We start from the raw sequence: 15,869 nt of genomic DNA on the forward strand, positions 1-15,869 counted from the left end.
CGTCAAATGCGTTGCGCGTGCGCCTCCAGGAACCGCTCGGAAATGGTGAAACCCAATCCAGGCTTTTCGGGGATCGCTATCATACCGTCCTTTGCTTCGACAGTCTCTTCGACGAGATCGTGGATCATCGGATTGGCGCCGAGCGAATATTCGATCGTGAAGCTGGCCGGCGAAGCGGCGCAGACATGCAGCCCGGCAAAGAAGCACGGCGCTCCCGCCCACAGATGCGGCGCCAGGCGCAGGTTGAAGGCGCTGGCGATGGTGCCGATCTTCATCGCCTCGCTGATGCCGCCGCAGAAGGCGGGGTCGGGCTGGAAGATGTCGGCCGATTTGAGCACCGCCAGATCGCGGAAGGCATAGCGTGTCGCCTCGCTTTCGCCCGTGGCGATCGGGACCGAGCCTGAGGCGCGTACCTCGGCCATGCCCGGCTTATCGTCGGCGATCACCGGCTCCTCGAACCAGGCGAGGTCGAGATCGGCGGTAAGGCTGATGAAGCGCTTCGCCTCGGCGACGGTGTAGGTGCCGTGCGCGTCGACCATCAGCTGGACATCCGGGCCGATTGCCTGTCTGGCGGCGCGCACGCGCGCGGCCGAAATATGCGGGGCGCCGTCCATGGCGCCGATGCGCATCTTCAGCGCTCTGAAGCCGCCCTTGGCGATATAGGATTTCAGCTGGTCGCCAATGGCATCGGCGGCGGCCCAGCCGCCGGACGCATAGGCCTGCATGCGCTCGACCTTGCGGCCGCCGAGCAGCCGCCAGACCGGCTGTCCCAGCGACTTGCCGAGAATGTCCCAGAGCGCGATGTCGACGGCGCTGATTGCGGCCACGCTCATGCCGCGCCGCGCCAGCTGCGGCATGGCGTGGCCGGCATGGGCCGCCGTCTGGTGGCGCACGCCGTTGTAGAGCATCTCCCAGACCACGCCTATATCGGCCGGGTCGCGGCCGATCAGCTGCGGCGCGATCTCGTGGTTGAGCATATGGACGAGGGCGCCGTAGCTGCCGGCGCTGCCGGCGGCGTTCTTGCCCTCGCCCCAGCCTACCAGGCCGTCTTCTGTCTCGATGCGCAATATGGCGGCGTCGAACGTCGTCACCTGACCGAAGTCGCTGCGATGCTGCTTCGCGACTGCGATCGGTATGCGGACCCACCAGGCCTGGACGTTTCTGATGCGCATCTTCATCCCCGGCCCTGCCGCCCGGCGAGGCGGAAGGGTTTCAATCGAACCGTCTATCTGATCAGCGGCAGCAGCGTTTCGGCGGTGATGCGCATCTGGTCGGTGTAGAACTTCTCGGTCAGCAGGCTGGAGCCGTGGTCCTGGATGAATTTGAGCTGCTCGGGCGAGATATCGACCGGGTTGCGCTCCACCATCTCGGGATAGGGTGCCGCCGGCGTGCGGTCGACGGGCGCGACGAATTCGTTGGTCAGCGCGCCGTCATAGCCGATCTCCTTCAGCGTGCCGACGATCTTCGGCCAGTCGATCTGGCCGAGGCCGGCGGCGAAGCGGTTGTTGTCGGCGACGTGGAAGTCGAACAGGCGCTTTCCCACCTGTCGGATGGCGTCGTAGACGTTAAATTCCTCCATGTGGATGTGATAGGCGTCGAGGCAGACGCCGCATTCCGGGCTGACCGCATCGGCGAGCGCGAGCGCCTGGGCGCCGCGGTTGAAGAGATATGTCTCGAAGCGATTGAGCGGCTCGACGGCGATCTTGACGCCGACCTTCTTGGCGTGGGCGAAGCATTCGCGCGTGGCGTCCACCACCCAACCCCATTCTTCCGCCTCGGTGCCGTCAGGCACGACCTTGCCGACGGTGGCGGGAACCAGGGTGATGATCTCGCCGTCAAGCTCGCTCACCATGGTGAGCACGTCCTTGACATATTTCACCGAGCGCTCGCGCTGGCCCTGGTCCTTGGCGGCAAGGTTGCGCTCGCCAAGCATCAGCGTCACCGAACCCCAGCAGCGGATGCCGTGCTCCTTCAGCAGGGCGCGTGTCTCGTTGGTCTTGTACTGTTCCGGCTCGCCGGAAATCTCGATCGACTCATAGCCGAGTTTCTTGATGCGCTTGAGCGTCACCTCCAACGGCTCCGCCCGCATCCAGTTGTGCGTCGAAAGATGCATGGTCTATCCTTCCCAGAATTCGCCTGTCACGTTTTCCGCGGCGTTCTTCCGGCGAAGCCACGCCGCGCGATCTCCTCCCCACGGCGTTCCAGTAGATTGGCAAACTGGTTCGACCAATTGGGCCTGATGCGAGGTCTACAGCAATTTGCCCGGCGCGGCAAGGAGCCGGAGGCCGAGCCTGGATTTTCCCTTTACAGTGCTGATTAATATGGAAAAACGGTGCTGCCGAATGCCGAGGCGCGCGTCGCCAGCGACCATCATGGCGCTTGACCCGATAACGATATTTGGTCATACCAGAATGGCGAGACCGACACATGTCCGCGGAAGATGACCAAACAGGCTGGCCCTCCTTCCAATCGGCGCTATGCTTGGTCGTGAGAACACAGAGGGAGGATGCCGAATGCCGACGACGATGAAGGGTCCCGGCCTGTTTCTGGCGCAGTTCGCGGGCGACGCCGCACCGTTCAATTCGCTGGCTTCGATCACCAAATGGGCGGCCGGCCTCGGCTACAAGGGCGTCCAGATCCCGACCTGGGACGGACGCCTGTTCGACCTCAAGAAAGCGGCGGCGTCGAAGACCTATTGCGACGAGGTGAAAGGCATTTGCGCCGATGCCGGCGTCGAGATCACGGAGCTGTCGACGCATCTGCAGGGCCAACTCGTGGCGGTGCACCCGGCCTATGACGCGCAGTTCGACGGCTTCGCACCGGCCGAGGTGCACAACAACCCAAAGGCGCGACAGAAATGGGCGGTCGAGCAGATGGAGTTCGGCGCCAAGGCGTCGAAGCATCTCGGCCTCAAGGCGTCGGTCACCTTCAGCGGCGCGCTCGCCTTCCCCTATCTCTATCCGTGGCCGCAACGCCCGCCAGGCCTCATCGAGGAGGCGTTCGCCGAGCTCGGCAAGCGCTGGAAACCGATCCTCGATGCCTATGACGAGAACGGCGTCGACGTCGGCTACGAGATCCATCCGGGCGAGGACGTGTTCGACGGCGCGACGTTCGAGATGTTCCTCGACGCGGTCGGCGGCCATAAGCGCTGCAACATCAACTACGATCCGTCGCACTTCCTCCTGCAGCAGCTCGATTATCTCGAGTTCATCGACATCTATCACGAGCGGATCAAGGCTTTTCATGTCAAGGATGCCGAGTTCAACCCGACGGGCCGGCAGGGCGTCTATTCCGGTTATCAGGGCTGGGTAAACCGGGCCGGCCGCTTCCGTTCCCTCGGCGACGGCCAGGTGGATTTCAGCGGCATCTTCTCGAAACTCACCCAGTACAATTACGATTCCTGGGCGGTGCTGGAATGGGAATGCTGCCTGAAGCATCCCGAGGACGGCGCCGCCGAAGGCGCGCCGTTCATCCAGCACCACATCATCAGGGTGACGGAGCGGGCGTTCGACGATTTCGCCGGCGGCACGAGTGACAAAAAGCTGCTGCGCGCGATGATGGGGATCTAGCACTGCTTTCCCTCCCCCTCGAGGGGAGGGTCGATCCGCGTAGCGGATCGGGGTGGGGTCGCCGGGTGTAGAGCTCGGCATGAACCGACCCCTCCCGGCCCTTCGGGCCACCCTCCCCTCAAGGGGAGGGGTATTTCACACGAGGGAGACAAACATGGTCGGCGCATCGAAGGCGGAAACGGGAGGCGGCCCGATCCGCTACGGCATGGTCGGCGGCGGGCAGGGCGCCTTCATCGGCGCGGTGCACCGGATCGCGGCACGCATGGACAATGATTTCGTGCTGGTGGCCGGCGCGCTGTCATCGAATCCGGAACGAGCCAAGGCTTCGGCCGAAGAGCTCGGGCTCGACCCGTCGCGCAGCTACGGCTCCTACGCCGAGATGGCCAAGGCCGAAGCCAAGCGCCCCGACGGCATCGAGGCGGTGGCGATCGTGACGCCCAACAATGTGCATGTGCCGGCGGCCAAGGCCTTCCTCGAGGCAGGCATCCACGTCATCTGCGACAAGCCGCTGGCGACGAGTTTGGCCGAGGCCAAGAAGCTCGCGGCGCTGGTCGAAAAGACCGGCAAGGTGTTCGTCCTCACCCACAACTACACTGCCTATCCGATGATCCGTCAGGCGCGCGAGATGGTGGCCAAGGGCATGCTCGGCGAAATCCGCATCGTGCAGTCGGAATATCCGCAGGACTGGCTGACCGAAGACCTTGCCGCGACTGGCCAGAAGCAGGCAGCGTGGCGCTCCGATCCAAAACAGGCCGGAGCCGGCGGCGCGCTGGGTGACATCGGCACGCATGCCTACAACCTTGCGCGCTTCGTCTCGGGGCTTGAGCTGGATTCCTTGTCGGCCGACCTCGACGCCTTCGTGCCCGGCCGGCAACTCGACGACAACGTCAACGTGCTGCTGCGCTTCAAGCCGGTCGGCAAGGCGCATCCGGCCAAGGGCATGATCTGGGCAAGCCAGGTGGCGCCCGGTCACGAGAATGGGCTGAAGCTGCGCATCTACGGTTCGAAAGGCGGGCTGGAATGGGTGCAGGCCGACCCGAATTATCTCTGGTACACGCCTTTCGGCCAGCCGAAGCAGTTGCTGACCCGCGCCGGCGCCGGCGCAATGCCGGTCGCGGGACGTGTCACGCGCGTGCCGTCCGGCCATCCTGAAGGCTATCTCGAAGGCTTTGCCAACATCTACCAGGAGGCCGCCCGCGCCATCCGTGCGGCGCGCCGGAAGGGCGGCAAGCTGGCCAAGGATGTCGTCTTCCCGACGATTGCCGACGGCGTCGAGGGCATGGCCTTCATCGAGGCCTGCGTGAAGTCGTCGAAGAAGAATGGGGCCTGGACAAAGCTGTAGGGGTGACGATCTTCAGGTGAGGCCGGCCTGCAAACGGCGGCTTCCTGCGCTTCCGGTGCTCAGGTACGGATATACGCTCCGCTCCGGTTCTCAGAATCCACCGCTCCGGCTCGGCCTGACCTGAACCTCGCCACCCCTAGGCGCTCTGCAAGGGGAGGGTGTCGATGAAAATCGGCATGTGCATGTTCTTGTGGACGACGAGCGTCTCGAAGAAGCACGAGGCGGTGCTGAAGGACATCAAGGCGACCGGCTTCGACGGCGTCGAGATACCGGTCTTCGGTGGGATGCCTGACGACTACAAAAAGCTTGGCGAGATGCTCGACCGTATCGGCCTGCAACGCACGGCGGTCTCGGCCATGGGCGATCCAGCGATGAACCTGATCTCGCCGGACCGCGCGACGCGCAGGGCCGGCATCGACTACATGAAATGGGCGATCGACTGCAGCGCCGCGCTCGGCGCGGACAGGCTGAGTGGGCCGCTGCATTCGACGCTCGGCGCCTTTTCCGGCAGCGGACCGACGGCGGCCGAGAAGAAGCGGTCCATCGCCTCGCAGCGCGCGATAGGCGACCATGCCGGCAAGAAGGGCGTCACCATCGGGCTCGAAGCGCTCAACCGCTTCGAATGCTATCTGCTGAACACGATGGACGATCTGTCGGAGCATATCGACGCGATCGACCGGCCGCACATCAAGGCGATGTACGACACTTTTCATGCCAATATCGAGGAGGCCGATCCGATTGGCGCCTATACGCGCAACCGCCGGAACGTCGTTCATATCCATATTTCGGAGAACGACCGCGGCGTGCCGGGACGTGGCCACGTCCCCTGGAAGGAGACCTTCGCCGCCATCCGCAAGAGCGGCTATGACGACTGGCTGACCATCGAGTCCTTCGGGCGCTCGCTGAAGGATCTGGCGGCCGCGACCAAGGTGTGGCGCGATTTCGCGGAGAACCCGGAGGCGGTGTATAGGGAGGGGTATAAGCACATCAGGGATGGCTGGAAGGCGGCAGGCCGGGACTGAACGCCCTGTTTGGGCTGCTGTCGGTCAAATGGTGAATGGTGAATGGTGATTAGTGATTAGTGATTAGTGATTAGTGATTAGTGATTGAGATCCTTTCCTTCGCCGCGCCCTATGTTGCCCACCATTCACCATTCACCATTCACCATTCACCATTCACTAGCCGCCAGCGACTAATCGATGCCGTAGAAGCGTGCGGCGGTGCCGCCGAAGACGGCGTCCAGTTCGGCTGGACTGAGCCCCGCCAGAAGCTCCTTCGCCGCGGCGAGCCAATTCTCGTAGGTTGCGGCCAACTCGCAGACCGGCCAGTCGCTGCCGAACATCAGGCGCTCCGGCCCGAAGCAGGCGAGCAGATGATCGGCATAGGGTTTCAGGCCTGCAACAGACCAGTTCGCGCCGGCCTCGGTGACCAGGCCGGAGAATTTGCAAACCACCGATGGTCGCTTCGCCAGCGCCGCCATGTCGCTCGCCCAGGGTTCGAGGATGCCCCTGGCGATGAAGGGTTTCGCCGCGTGGTCGACGACGATGGGCAGGTCTGGAATGTGGTCGGCGATGGCTGCGACCACCGGCAGGTGGCGCGGCTGGGCCAGCGCGTCGAAGCGCAGGCCGAGCTTCGGCAGAAGCTTCAGCGCTGCGAGTTGCTTCGGCTTAAGGATGTCGAACGTGTCGTCGATGTCCTGCAGCATGGGGCGGATGCCGCGGAACTTCGGCCGCGCCGCCAGCCGGCGCAATGTCGCTTCGACGTCGTCGGCTTCGAGGTCGACCCAGCCGACCACCGCCGCGATGCTGGGCTCGTTCTCGGCAAGATCGAGCATGAAGTCCGTTTCGGCGACCGTGGCCGCCGCCTGCACGACGACGGTGCGGCCAATGCCTGCAGCGTCGAGATGCGGCTTGAGGTCGGCCGGAAAGACATCGCGCATGATGGCCGCGACATGCGGACCCATCCAGAAATAGTCGCCGCGGTCGATCCGCCAGTAATGCTGGTGCGCGTCGATCTTCTGCATCGTCTCATCCGATCTCGATGATGGCCCTGATCGGGCCGGATTTCTCATGCGCCCATCTTGCGAGATCGCGTGGCGTGCCGGCAAGTATCGTGCGATGGCGACGAGTTGAGCGAGCGGGGCCGCGCCATTGCGCCTTGAAGCAGGGCATCAAAGCTGTTGTACGATCTTGTAGGGATCGTACTTGGCGAACTCCGCCGGCGGCACCTTGACGTCGAGCAGTTCGAGGTTGCGCGTCAGGTTGGCGGGCTTGGCCGTGCCGGTCAGGACCGAGGCGACCACGGGCTGGTGCAGAGGAAACTGGAAGGCGGCGGCGGCCAGCGGATAGCCACCTGCGGTGGCGATCTTTTGCATCGCACCGACGCGGTCGAGGATGTCCTGCGGGGCCGGCAGATAGTCGAAATGCGCCCCTTCCACCGGTCCGGTCGCCAGGATGCCCGAGTTGAAAACGCCGCCGATGACCAGCGAGGTCTGGCGCTCGCGGCAGAGCGGCAGCAGTTCGGCCTCGGCGCTGCGGTCGAGCAGCGAATAGCGGCTGGCAAGCAGGATGCAGTCGAGCGGCGCGCGCTTCAGCACGTCGAGGCAAATCCGCACCTCGTTGACGCCGAGGCCGTAGGCCGAGATGGTGCCGGACGATTTCAGTTCCTCCAGCGCCTTCATGCCGCTGTCCATCAGCTGGCGCAAATGCAGTTTCGTCGTCTCGGCGCCATGCGTGTAGGTGCCGATGTCGTGCACGAAGAGGATGTCGATCCGGTTCAATCCGAGCCGCGCGTAGGAGAACTCGACCGAACGCATGATGCCGTCATAGGAGTAATCGTAGTCGAGCGCGAAGGGCAGTGGATCGACATAGGAGTGGTCGGGAACCTGATCCTCAGGCACCGGCCGAAACAAGCGGCCGACCTTGGTCGACAGCACGTAGGACGAGCGCGGCTTGTCACGCAGGAAGTCGCCGGTGCGCCGCTCGGAGAGGCCGAAGCCGTAAAAGGGGGCGGTGTCGAAATAGCGCAGGCCGCAATTCCACGCCGTTTCCAGGGTCGCCATCGCCGCGTCCCGGGAGCAGGCGCGATAGAGCCCGCCGATCGCCGCGCCGCCGAAGCTGATCTCGGTCACCTCGAGCGCGGTCGTGCCGATCCGGCGCTTGTTCATGCAAACCCTCCCCGTGCCGTCTGTCGTGTCCGCCAGGCCAATGTTCCTGCTGGGGTGCTAGAGCGGTTCAGCTTTTCTCAGAATCGCTGATCCGCTCTAAGTGCTTGTTTTCACGCAATTCCGGACGGAAAACCGCTACGCACTTTTCCTGGGATTGCTCTAGAGCGTGGCGCCGAGATGCCAGGGGACAAACTCGTTGTCGCCGTAGCCGAACGCCTCGCTCTTGGTCCTGCGGCCCGACGCCGTCTCGATGATGAGTTCGAAGATCTCGCGGCCCATGCCCGCGATGGTCTTCTCGCCCGAGGCGATGACGCCGCAATTGACGTCCATGTCCTCTTCCATCTGGTGGTACATGGTCGAGTTGGTGGCGATCTTGATCGACGGCGTCGGCCGGCAGCCGAAACAGGAGCCGCGGCCGGTGGTGAAGACGATGACATTGGCGCCGCCGGCCACCTGGCCGGTGGCCGAGACCGGGTCGTAGCCGGGCGTGTCCATGAACACCAGGCCGTGCCCGGTGACCTTCTCGGCGTAGCCGAAGACGCCGTTGAGCGGCGTCCGGCCGCCCTTTGCCACTGCGCCCAGCGACTTCTCCAGTATGGTTGTCAGGCCGCCGCGCTTGTTGCCGGGCGAAGGATTGTTGTCGATCGAGGCGCCATGCTTGGCGACATGATCCTCCCACCACTTCACAAAACCATCGAGCTTGGCGGCGATCTCAGGGCTCGCGGCGCGATAGGCGAGCAGGTGCTCGGCGCCGTAGATCTCGGTCGTTTCGGACAGGATGCCGACGCCGCCGCAGCCGGCCAGGATATCGACGGCGGCACCCAGCGCCGGATTGGCGGTGATGCCGGACATGCCGTCCGAGCCACCGCATTGCAGGCCGACCACGATCTCGCTGACCGGGATCGGCTCGCGCTGCAACTGGCCGACTTCCTCGGCGATTTCGGCCAGCACGCCCATCGCTCGCTCGACCGACTTGCGCGAGCCGCCGGCCTCCTGGATGTTGAAGTGGCGCTTGCCGGCGGCAGCACCCTTCTGGCCGTAGAGGGTGAGCTGGTTGACCTCGCAGCCCAGGCCCACCATCAGCACGCCACCGAAATTCGGGTGGCGGGCATAGCCGGCGAGGGTGCGGTGGAGGACCATCATGCCGTCGCCGGTGGCGCTCATGCCGCAGCCCTGGCCGTGGACGATCGGCACAAAGCCGTCGATGCCCGGGTATTTGGGCAGCAACGTGCGGTTGGCCTCGTCGGCGATGGCGTGGCAGACGGTGGACGAGCAATTGACGCTGGCGATGATGCCGATGAAGTTGCGCGTGCCGGCGCGACCGTCGGCGCGGCGATAGCCCATGAAGGTGCGCTTGCGGTCGGCCTCGGTGGCGTGCTCGGCCTCGCTTGGCGGCACCACGGGAAGGCGGCCGCTCTCGAATACGAGATTGTGCGAGTGGACGTGTTCGCCCGGTGCGATATCCTGCGTGGCGCGGCCGATCGCCTGGGCATATTTCACCACCGCCTCGCCGGCCGCGATCGGCTTGACCGCCACTTTGTGCCCGGGATCGATCGCCGCCACCGCGACGGCGCCCCCCGGCAACGGGGCACCGATTTCGATGCGGCCATTGGCGACCGCGACGTTGTCGGCAGGGGAAAGAAGGATGCTGTTTGAGGCGTTCACGGGCGGCGGTCCTGGGTAATCCTGGGAATGCGGGCGGATTGACACGCGCCCGTTTGAAGATAATGTCTTTTATCGTGAAAAAACATTTTTGCGTCAATTGTTTTTTCATCGGGGACGCAGCGACTGTTCGGATGCGCCCTCGCCTGCCTGCCGAGCCGGCGAAAACCGATTCCGCTTTCGCAAGGCTTAGGCTAGGAACACCGATCATATCGCGCGTCCGGCCAGCCGCCGCAAGCGCAGGGGATACGGGCATGTCGAAGAGCAACAACGTCTACAAGGACGCCTTCAACCGCTGCCTGCGGCTGCTCGACGAAACCAAGAGCCTGCCGTCGGAACCCGAGCTCGGCACGCTGCTCAGCGTCAGCCGAACCACGGTTCGCAGCATCCTGGCGCGCATGGAGGAGACCGGCCTGATCGCCTGGAACAAGCGCACCAAGATCGTGCTTCGCGGGCCGCGGCCGGAAGACTTCTTCCCCGACGAGGAGACCGATACGCTGGCCGAGATCATCGAGCGCTCGTTCATGCGCAAGCTGCTGGCCGGCGGCGCCGAAGCCGGCATGCAGATCAACGAGCTCGAATTGGCGCGCGAGATCGGCGTCGGCACCACCAGCGTGCGCGAGTTCCTGATCCGCTTCTCGCGCTTCGGCCTGATCGAGAAGCGGCGCAACAGCCACTGGGTGCTGAAGGGTTTTACCCGCGCCTTCGCGCTGGAACTGACCGAAATCCGCGAAATGTTCGAGTTGCGCTCGGCTGCCGCCTTCGTCGCGCTGCCGGAGGACAGCCCGGTCTGGGTCGATCTGGAGAGGCTGGAAATCGAGCATCGCCAGCTCGCCGGCGAGATCGCCACGCGGTTCAACGAATTCTCCGAACTCGACGAGCGACTTCACAGGCTGATCCATCGCGCGTCGCATAATCGCTTCATCGTCGACTTTTATGACGTGATCGCGATGATCTTCCATTACCACTACCAATGGAACAAGGCTGAGGAACGTCAGCGCAACGAGGTCGCTGTCCAGGAGCATCTGGCCTATATCGCGGCGCTGAAATCGCGCGATCTCGCCAAGGTCGACGCGGCCTGCCGCAAGCATCTGAAATCCGCGCGGCAGACGCTGCTGAGCTCTATCCCCGAAGGACGACAGGCGCAGCCAGCCTGACGCCGGCGCATCCCCTGGCGCATCGCGCCCCGTTGCCGCAGCACGGTTTTGCCGATTTTCCGGCCGCCGGGCACGTGCTAGGGTCGGCCAGTTGCTGGCAAGAGGCAGTCTGTTGGAGATCCGGCTGAGACGATGGAGCATGCCGGCCGCGTTCGTCGCGGCCTTGCTGCTGTTGCTTCAGTCGGCGCTCGGCGCCTTCGCCTTTGGCGAGCCGCCACAGACCGATGCCTTCGGCAACGTCATCTGCACCCATGAAGGGGCAGCCAAGCTTCCGGGCGGCGAGCGGCATCAGCAGCATATGCCGGCCTGCTGTTCGCTCGGCTGCAGCATGGTTTCACCGGCGCATCTGCCGCCGCCGGACATCGAAGCGACTGCCAGGATCTTGGCGTCCGAGACCGTGGCTTTCCCGGCTCGGGCGTTCCTGCATCTCGATTTCGCCCGTTGCCGGTCGCCGGCCAATCCACGCGCGCCGCCGGCAACGGTCTAACGAGACGGCCCGCGGAACTTTTGGCGGGTGTATTCATCCAAGTTCAGACTGCTCGCGACCGGACGACGGCGCGATGTCATATCCATGGAGCAACCATGTCCGTTTTTCTTCCTGCGGCGCGCGCACACGCTCATCGCGGTCCGCTAGGGCGGGGGCGCGAATATCTCGGCCTTGCCATGTTCATCCTCCTTCTGTTGGCTTGCATTCCGGAAGCTTCGGCACACGGTTTCAAGCTCGGCGATCTGGAGATCGGCCATCCATGGTCGCGGGCGACGCCGCCCGGCGCCAAGGTGGCCGGCGGCTATTTCTCGGTGACCAACAAGGGTGCAGCGCCGGACCGGCTGGTGTCGGTCTCCTCCGACATCTGCGAAAAGGCCGAACTGCATGAAATGGGGGTCAAGGACGGCGTGATGACCATGCGGCCGGTCGGCGGGGGGTTGGAAATTCCGGCGGGCGGCAAGGTCGCGCTGAAGCCCGGCGGCTATCACCTGATGTTCGTCGGCCTCAAGCGTCAGCCCAAGCAGGGCGAGAAATTCCAGGCCACTCTGACCTTTGAAAAGGCCGGCAGCGTCACGGTCGACTTTGCCGTCGAAGGCATGGGTGAGACGGCCGACATGGACCACGACGACTGATCCGGCCATTCGCCACAACACGAAATCAGAGGGACATTGCATGAAGAGATATCTATTGGCGGCGGGCACGGTTTTGGCGCTTGGCACCAATGCCGCGCTTGCTCACATCACGCTGGAAACGCAGGAGGCGGCCGTCGGCTCGACCTACAAGGCGGTGCTGCGGGTGCCGCATGGCTGCGAGGGCAAGGCGACCACGGCTGTGCGGGTGCAGATTCCGGAGGGCGTGATCTCGGTCAAGCCGATGCCGAAGCCCGGCTGGACGCTTCAGACCAAGAAGGGCAGATACGAAAAGTCGTACCAGCTCTATGGCGAGACGCTGACCACCGGGGTCAAGGAAGTCGACTGGAGCGGCGGCGATCTACCGGACGAATTCTATGACGAGTTCGTCTTCCGTGCCTCGCTCGCCACCGATCTGCCGGCCGGCCAGATGCTCTACTTCCCGGTCGTGCAGGAATGCGGCGACGCCGCCGATCGCTGGATCGAGATTCCCGCCGCCGGCCAGGATGAGGACGCACTGGAAAATCCGGCGCCCGGCATCAAACTGCTGCCCAAGAAATAGTCTCTTGGTGGCGCGCTCCCACAGCGCGCCACCACTTCGTCATGACAGTATGAAACCAGCTCCCTTGCCATCGACTGCTGCCTCGGGCGGCTTCCGCATCAGGCCATTTGCCAGCCTGCTCGCCGCCTCCATGCTGATGGCGCTGCTGGTCCTGCCTGGCCTCGCCTTCGCCCATGCGGCGCTGCTTTCGACCGACCCAGCCGACGGAGCGGTGCTGGCGCAGAGTCCCACCCAATTCTCGCTGACCTTCAGCGAACCGGTCTCGCCGCTTGTGCTGACCCTCGTGCGGCCCGACGGTACGCAATTCGCGCTGACCTCCTTCCGCCTCGACGGCCAGACGCTTGCGATCGACAACCCCGAAACGCTCAAATCGGGAACGCATGTGCTGAGCTGGCGGGTGGTCTCGGAAGATGGCCATCCGGTCGGCGGCTCCGTGCTGTTTTCCATCGGCGCGCCCGGCGCCGCGCCCGTGGTGAGCGAGACCGTCGATTGGTCGCTGCGAATTGCGATCTGGGCCGGCAAGCTGTTTCTTTATGCCGGCCTGTTTCTCGGTGTCGGCGGCGCTTTCGCCTTTGGCTGGCTGGACGGCGCGAGGCATTGCGGCCAGCGCTTCGTCATTGGCGCGGTGCTCTGCGGACTGGTCGCGGCACCGATCTCGCTTGGCCTGCAGGGCCTCGACGCGCTCGGCGCACCGCTCGCCCGGATCGCGCAGCCGGCGGTCTGGAAGGCCGCGCTTGCGACCAGCTTCAGCTGGACTGTGCTCGTCGCCTTGATCGCGTTCGGATTGGCATTGCTGTCGCTGCTGGGTCCGCCCGTCTCCCGCAAGCTGCTTGCCCTGGCCGGGCTTGCCGGTGTCGGCGCGGCTCTCGCCGCCAGCGGCCATGCGAGCGCCGCCGAGCCGCAATGGCTGACGCGGCCGCTGGTTTTCCTGCACGCTTCGGCCGTCGCCTTCTGGACAGGCGCGCTGGCACCGCTGGGCCTGGCGTTGAGGCACCAGCCGGCCGAGGCGAAGATTTTCCTTCGCCGGTTCTCGCGCACGATCCTGCCCATCGTTGCCGTGCTGGCGGCAAGCGGCATCGGGCTTGCGATTATCCAGGTGCAGGAGCCGGGTGCTCTGATCGGCACCGCTTACGGGCGTCTGCTGCTGCTGAAACTGGCATTGCTGCTGTTCCTGTTCACCCTGGCCTCCGTGAACCGCTGGACGCTGACCAAGCCGGCGGAGGCGGGCGACACGGAAGTGCAGAGGCGGCTGGTGCGCTCGATCGGCATCGAGACGCTGATCGTGCTCGCCATCCTCGGCGTCGTCGCCGGCTGGCGCTTCACGCCGCCACCACGTGCGCTGGCGATTGCCGCCGCCCAGCCGGCTTCTGTCCACATCCACACGCTGAAGGCAATGGCCGATCTCAGCATCACGCCCGGCCATGCCGGCCAGGTCGCCGCCTCGATCGTGATCATGACCGGCGATTTCGGCCCGCTCGACGCCAAGGCGGTGACGCTGGTTCTTTCGAAGCCGGACTCCGGCATCGAACCGATCAAGCGGCCGGCGACCAAGCCCGGCAACGGCACCTGGCGTGTCGACAACCTCGTCATTCCGATATCCGGCCGCTGGACAGCCCGGCTCGATATCCTCGTCTCGGATTTCGAACAGGTGAAGATCGAAGCGCCGATCGACATCCGATCGGAATAGGCCGATCATCGCGGAAGGACAAGAATTCGGCGAGGCGGTTGACGCCGCTGCGAAGGCCCGGCATTCATTTTCGCAAGAGTGCCCCAAAGCGGCATCAACAAGAAGATCCGAAAGCAGGGAAGAAACGATGGAAAAAGCCGAAATCGGGCTGATCGGCCTCGGCACGATGGGCTCCAACCTGGCGCTCAACATCGCCGAGCATGGGCACCGCATCGCCGTCTTCAACCGCACCGCGTCGCGCACCGATGCCTTTGTCGAGAGTGCCGGGGCGCTGAAGGACATGGTCGTTCCCTGCTACAGCCTGGAGGAGCTTGCCGCCGCGATCCGGCCGCCGCGGCCGATCATCATCATGGTGCTGGCCGGCAAGCCGGTCGACGAGCAGATCACTGCGCTGCGCGGCGTGCTTTCCAACAACGACATCGTCATCGATGCCGGCAACGCCAATTTCCGCGACACGATGCGGCGCTTCTCAGAGCTGTCCGGCTCGGGCCTGACCTTCATCGGCATGGGCGTGTCCGGCGGCGAGGAGGGCGCGCGCCATGGGCCGTCGATCATGGTCGGGGGCACCGAAGAGTCGTGGAAGCGGGTCGAGAAGGTGCTGACGGCGATCTCGGCCAAGTTCAAGGACGAGCCATGCGCCGCCTGGCTCGGCACCGACGGCGCGGGCCATTTCGTCAAGACGATCCATAACGGCATCGAATATGCCGACATGCAGATGATCGCCGAGATCTACGGCATCCTGCGCGACGGCTTGAGCATGGGGCCGAAGGAGATCGGCGCCGTCTTTGCCGACTGGAACAAGGGCCGGCTCAACTCCTACCTGATCGAGATCACCGCCAAGGTCCTCGCCGCCGACGACCCGAAGACGGGCAAGCCAGTGGTCGACATCATCCTCGACCGCGCCGGGCAGAAAGGCACCGGCAAATGGTCGGTGATCGAGGCGCAGCAGCTCGGCATTCCGGCAACGGCCATCGAAGCGGCGGTCGCGGCGCGGGTGCTGTCCTCGATCAAGGACGAGCGCCAAGCCGCCGAAAAGGCCTATGGCAATATCGGCGTCGAGAAGATTTCGGGCGACGAGGCGGTCCTACTGAAGGATCTGGAGCTTGCCTTGTTCGCCGGCAAGATCGCCGCCTATGCGCAAGGTTTCGCGGTGATGAGCGGCGCTTCGAGGGAGTTCAACTGGAACCTGCCGATGCCGACCATCGCCCAGATCTGGCGCGCCGGCTGCATCATCCGCTCGCAGATGCTGGACACGATGGCCGAAGCCTTCGGTTCGGGCGGGGCTTCCACCAATCTCCTGATGGCGCCGGCGTTCATTGACATGATGAAGGAAGCGCATCCCTCGCTCAGGCGGATCGTGGCGAAGGCATCGGAGGCCGGCTCGCCGGTGCCGGCGCTGGCCTCGGCGCTCGCCTATTTCGACAGCTATCGCCAGGGACGCGGCACCTCGAACCTGATCCAGGCGCAACGCGATTTCTTCGGCGCGCACGGCTTCGAACGGATCGGCGAGCAGGGGGCGTTTCACGGACCGTGGGGGAGTGGGGCGGCGTAGGCTTGGCTCCGCATGGCGTCGTCAAGCACCTTACTCGTCATCCACGGGTCTCCGCG

General features: G+C 64.6%; 14 protein-coding genes. 9 read left to right on the forward strand and 5 right to left on the reverse strand.

Annotated elements, in window-relative coordinates; genetic code table 11:
- Positions 1 to 2: 2 nt before the first annotated feature.
- The gene (locus EJ074_RS21640) at positions 3 to 1,172 is read right to left on the reverse strand and encodes a mandelate racemase/muconate lactonizing enzyme family protein (RefSeq protein WP_129553762.1); all 1,170 of its coding nucleotides are present in this window, start codon (positions 1,170 to 1,172) and stop codon (positions 3 to 5) included.
- A 53-nt stretch (positions 1,173 to 1,225) separates the two neighbouring features.
- Positions 1,226 to 2,113, reverse strand: a complete 888-nt coding sequence (locus tag EJ074_RS21645; RefSeq protein WP_095804414.1) for a sugar phosphate isomerase/epimerase — start codon at positions 2,111 to 2,113, stop codon at positions 1,226 to 1,228.
- 400 nt (positions 2,114 to 2,513) lie between these two features.
- On the opposite strand from EJ074_RS21645, the gene EJ074_RS21650 reads away from it, so the two are divergent.
- The 3 genes from EJ074_RS21650 to EJ074_RS21660 all read left to right on the forward strand — a co-directional run bounded on the left by EJ074_RS21650 (position 2,514) and on the right by EJ074_RS21660 (position 5,933).
- Positions 2,514 to 3,569 (forward strand): sugar phosphate isomerase/epimerase, encoded by a 1,056-nt coding sequence (locus EJ074_RS21650; protein WP_129553763.1) that lies wholly within the window; start codon positions 2,514 to 2,516, stop codon positions 3,567 to 3,569.
- A gap of 154 nt (positions 3,570 to 3,723) precedes the next feature.
- Positions 3,724 to 4,911 carry a Gfo/Idh/MocA family oxidoreductase gene (locus tag EJ074_RS21655; RefSeq protein ID WP_095804412.1) on the forward strand — a complete coding sequence of 396 codons (1,188 nt, stop codon included), beginning with the start codon at positions 3,724 to 3,726 and terminating at the stop codon, positions 4,909 to 4,911.
- A gap of 164 nt (positions 4,912 to 5,075) precedes the next feature.
- Positions 5,076 to 5,933 carry a sugar phosphate isomerase/epimerase gene (locus tag EJ074_RS21660; RefSeq protein WP_129553764.1) on the forward strand — a complete coding sequence of 286 codons (858 nt, stop codon included), beginning with the start codon at positions 5,076 to 5,078 and terminating at the stop codon, positions 5,931 to 5,933.
- 170 nt (positions 5,934 to 6,103) lie between these two features.
- Here the strand turns inward: EJ074_RS21660 and EJ074_RS21665 are convergent, their stop codons facing one another.
- The 3 genes from EJ074_RS21665 to EJ074_RS21675 all read right to left on the reverse strand — a co-directional run bounded on the left by EJ074_RS21665 (position 6,104) and on the right by EJ074_RS21675 (position 9,742).
- Positions 6,104 to 6,934 carry an amidohydrolase family protein gene (locus EJ074_RS21665; RefSeq protein ID WP_129553765.1) on the reverse strand — a complete coding sequence of 277 codons (831 nt, stop codon included), beginning with the start codon at positions 6,932 to 6,934 and terminating at the stop codon, positions 6,104 to 6,106.
- Positions 6,935 to 7,081: 147 nt separating this feature from the next.
- Positions 7,082 to 8,077 carry an aldo/keto reductase gene (locus EJ074_RS21670; protein ID WP_129553766.1) on the reverse strand — a complete coding sequence of 332 codons (996 nt, stop codon included), beginning with the start codon at positions 8,075 to 8,077 and terminating at the stop codon, positions 7,082 to 7,084.
- 159 nt (positions 8,078 to 8,236) lie between these two features.
- Positions 8,237 to 9,742 carry an altronate dehydratase family protein gene (locus EJ074_RS21675; protein ID WP_129553767.1) on the reverse strand — a complete coding sequence of 502 codons (1,506 nt, stop codon included), beginning with the start codon at positions 9,740 to 9,742 and terminating at the stop codon, positions 8,237 to 8,239.
- 251 nt (positions 9,743 to 9,993) lie between these two features.
- On the opposite strand from EJ074_RS21675, the gene EJ074_RS21680 reads away from it, so the two are divergent.
- The 6 genes from EJ074_RS21680 to gndA all read left to right on the forward strand — a co-directional run bounded on the left by EJ074_RS21680 (position 9,994) and on the right by gndA (position 15,813).
- Positions 9,994 to 10,896: a GntR family transcriptional regulator gene (locus EJ074_RS21680; RefSeq protein ID WP_095804912.1), complete on the forward strand. Its 903-nt coding sequence runs from the start codon at positions 9,994 to 9,996 to the stop codon at positions 10,894 to 10,896.
- A 139-nt stretch (positions 10,897 to 11,035) separates the two neighbouring features.
- The gene (locus EJ074_RS21685; protein WP_095804404.1) at positions 11,036 to 11,383 is read left to right on the forward strand and encodes a hypothetical protein; all 348 of its coding nucleotides are present in this window, start codon (positions 11,036 to 11,038) and stop codon (positions 11,381 to 11,383) included.
- 176 nt (positions 11,384 to 11,559) lie between these two features.
- Positions 11,560 to 12,015, forward strand: a complete 456-nt coding sequence (locus EJ074_RS21690; RefSeq protein ID WP_245454885.1) for a copper chaperone PCu(A)C — start codon at positions 11,560 to 11,562, stop codon at positions 12,013 to 12,015.
- 40 nt (positions 12,016 to 12,055) lie between these two features.
- Positions 12,056 to 12,574, forward strand: coding sequence for a YcnI family protein (locus EJ074_RS21695; protein WP_129553769.1), 519 nt, complete (start codon positions 12,056 to 12,058; stop codon positions 12,572 to 12,574).
- A gap of 130 nt (positions 12,575 to 12,704) precedes the next feature.
- Positions 12,705 to 14,261: a copper resistance CopC/CopD family protein gene (locus tag EJ074_RS21700; protein WP_245454886.1), complete on the forward strand. Its 1,557-nt coding sequence runs from the start codon at positions 12,705 to 12,707 to the stop codon at positions 14,259 to 14,261.
- A gap of 127 nt (positions 14,262 to 14,388) precedes the next feature.
- Positions 14,389 to 15,813 (forward strand): NADP-dependent phosphogluconate dehydrogenase, encoded by a 1,425-nt coding sequence (gndA, locus tag EJ074_RS21705; RefSeq protein ID WP_129553771.1) that lies wholly within the window; start codon positions 14,389 to 14,391, stop codon positions 15,811 to 15,813.
- Positions 15,814 to 15,869 lie beyond the last annotated feature (56 nt).

The organism is Mesorhizobium sp. M3A.F.Ca.ET.080.04.2.1, from assembly GCF_003952525.1.
GTDB lineage: Bacteria > Pseudomonadota > Alphaproteobacteria > Rhizobiales > Rhizobiaceae > Mesorhizobium.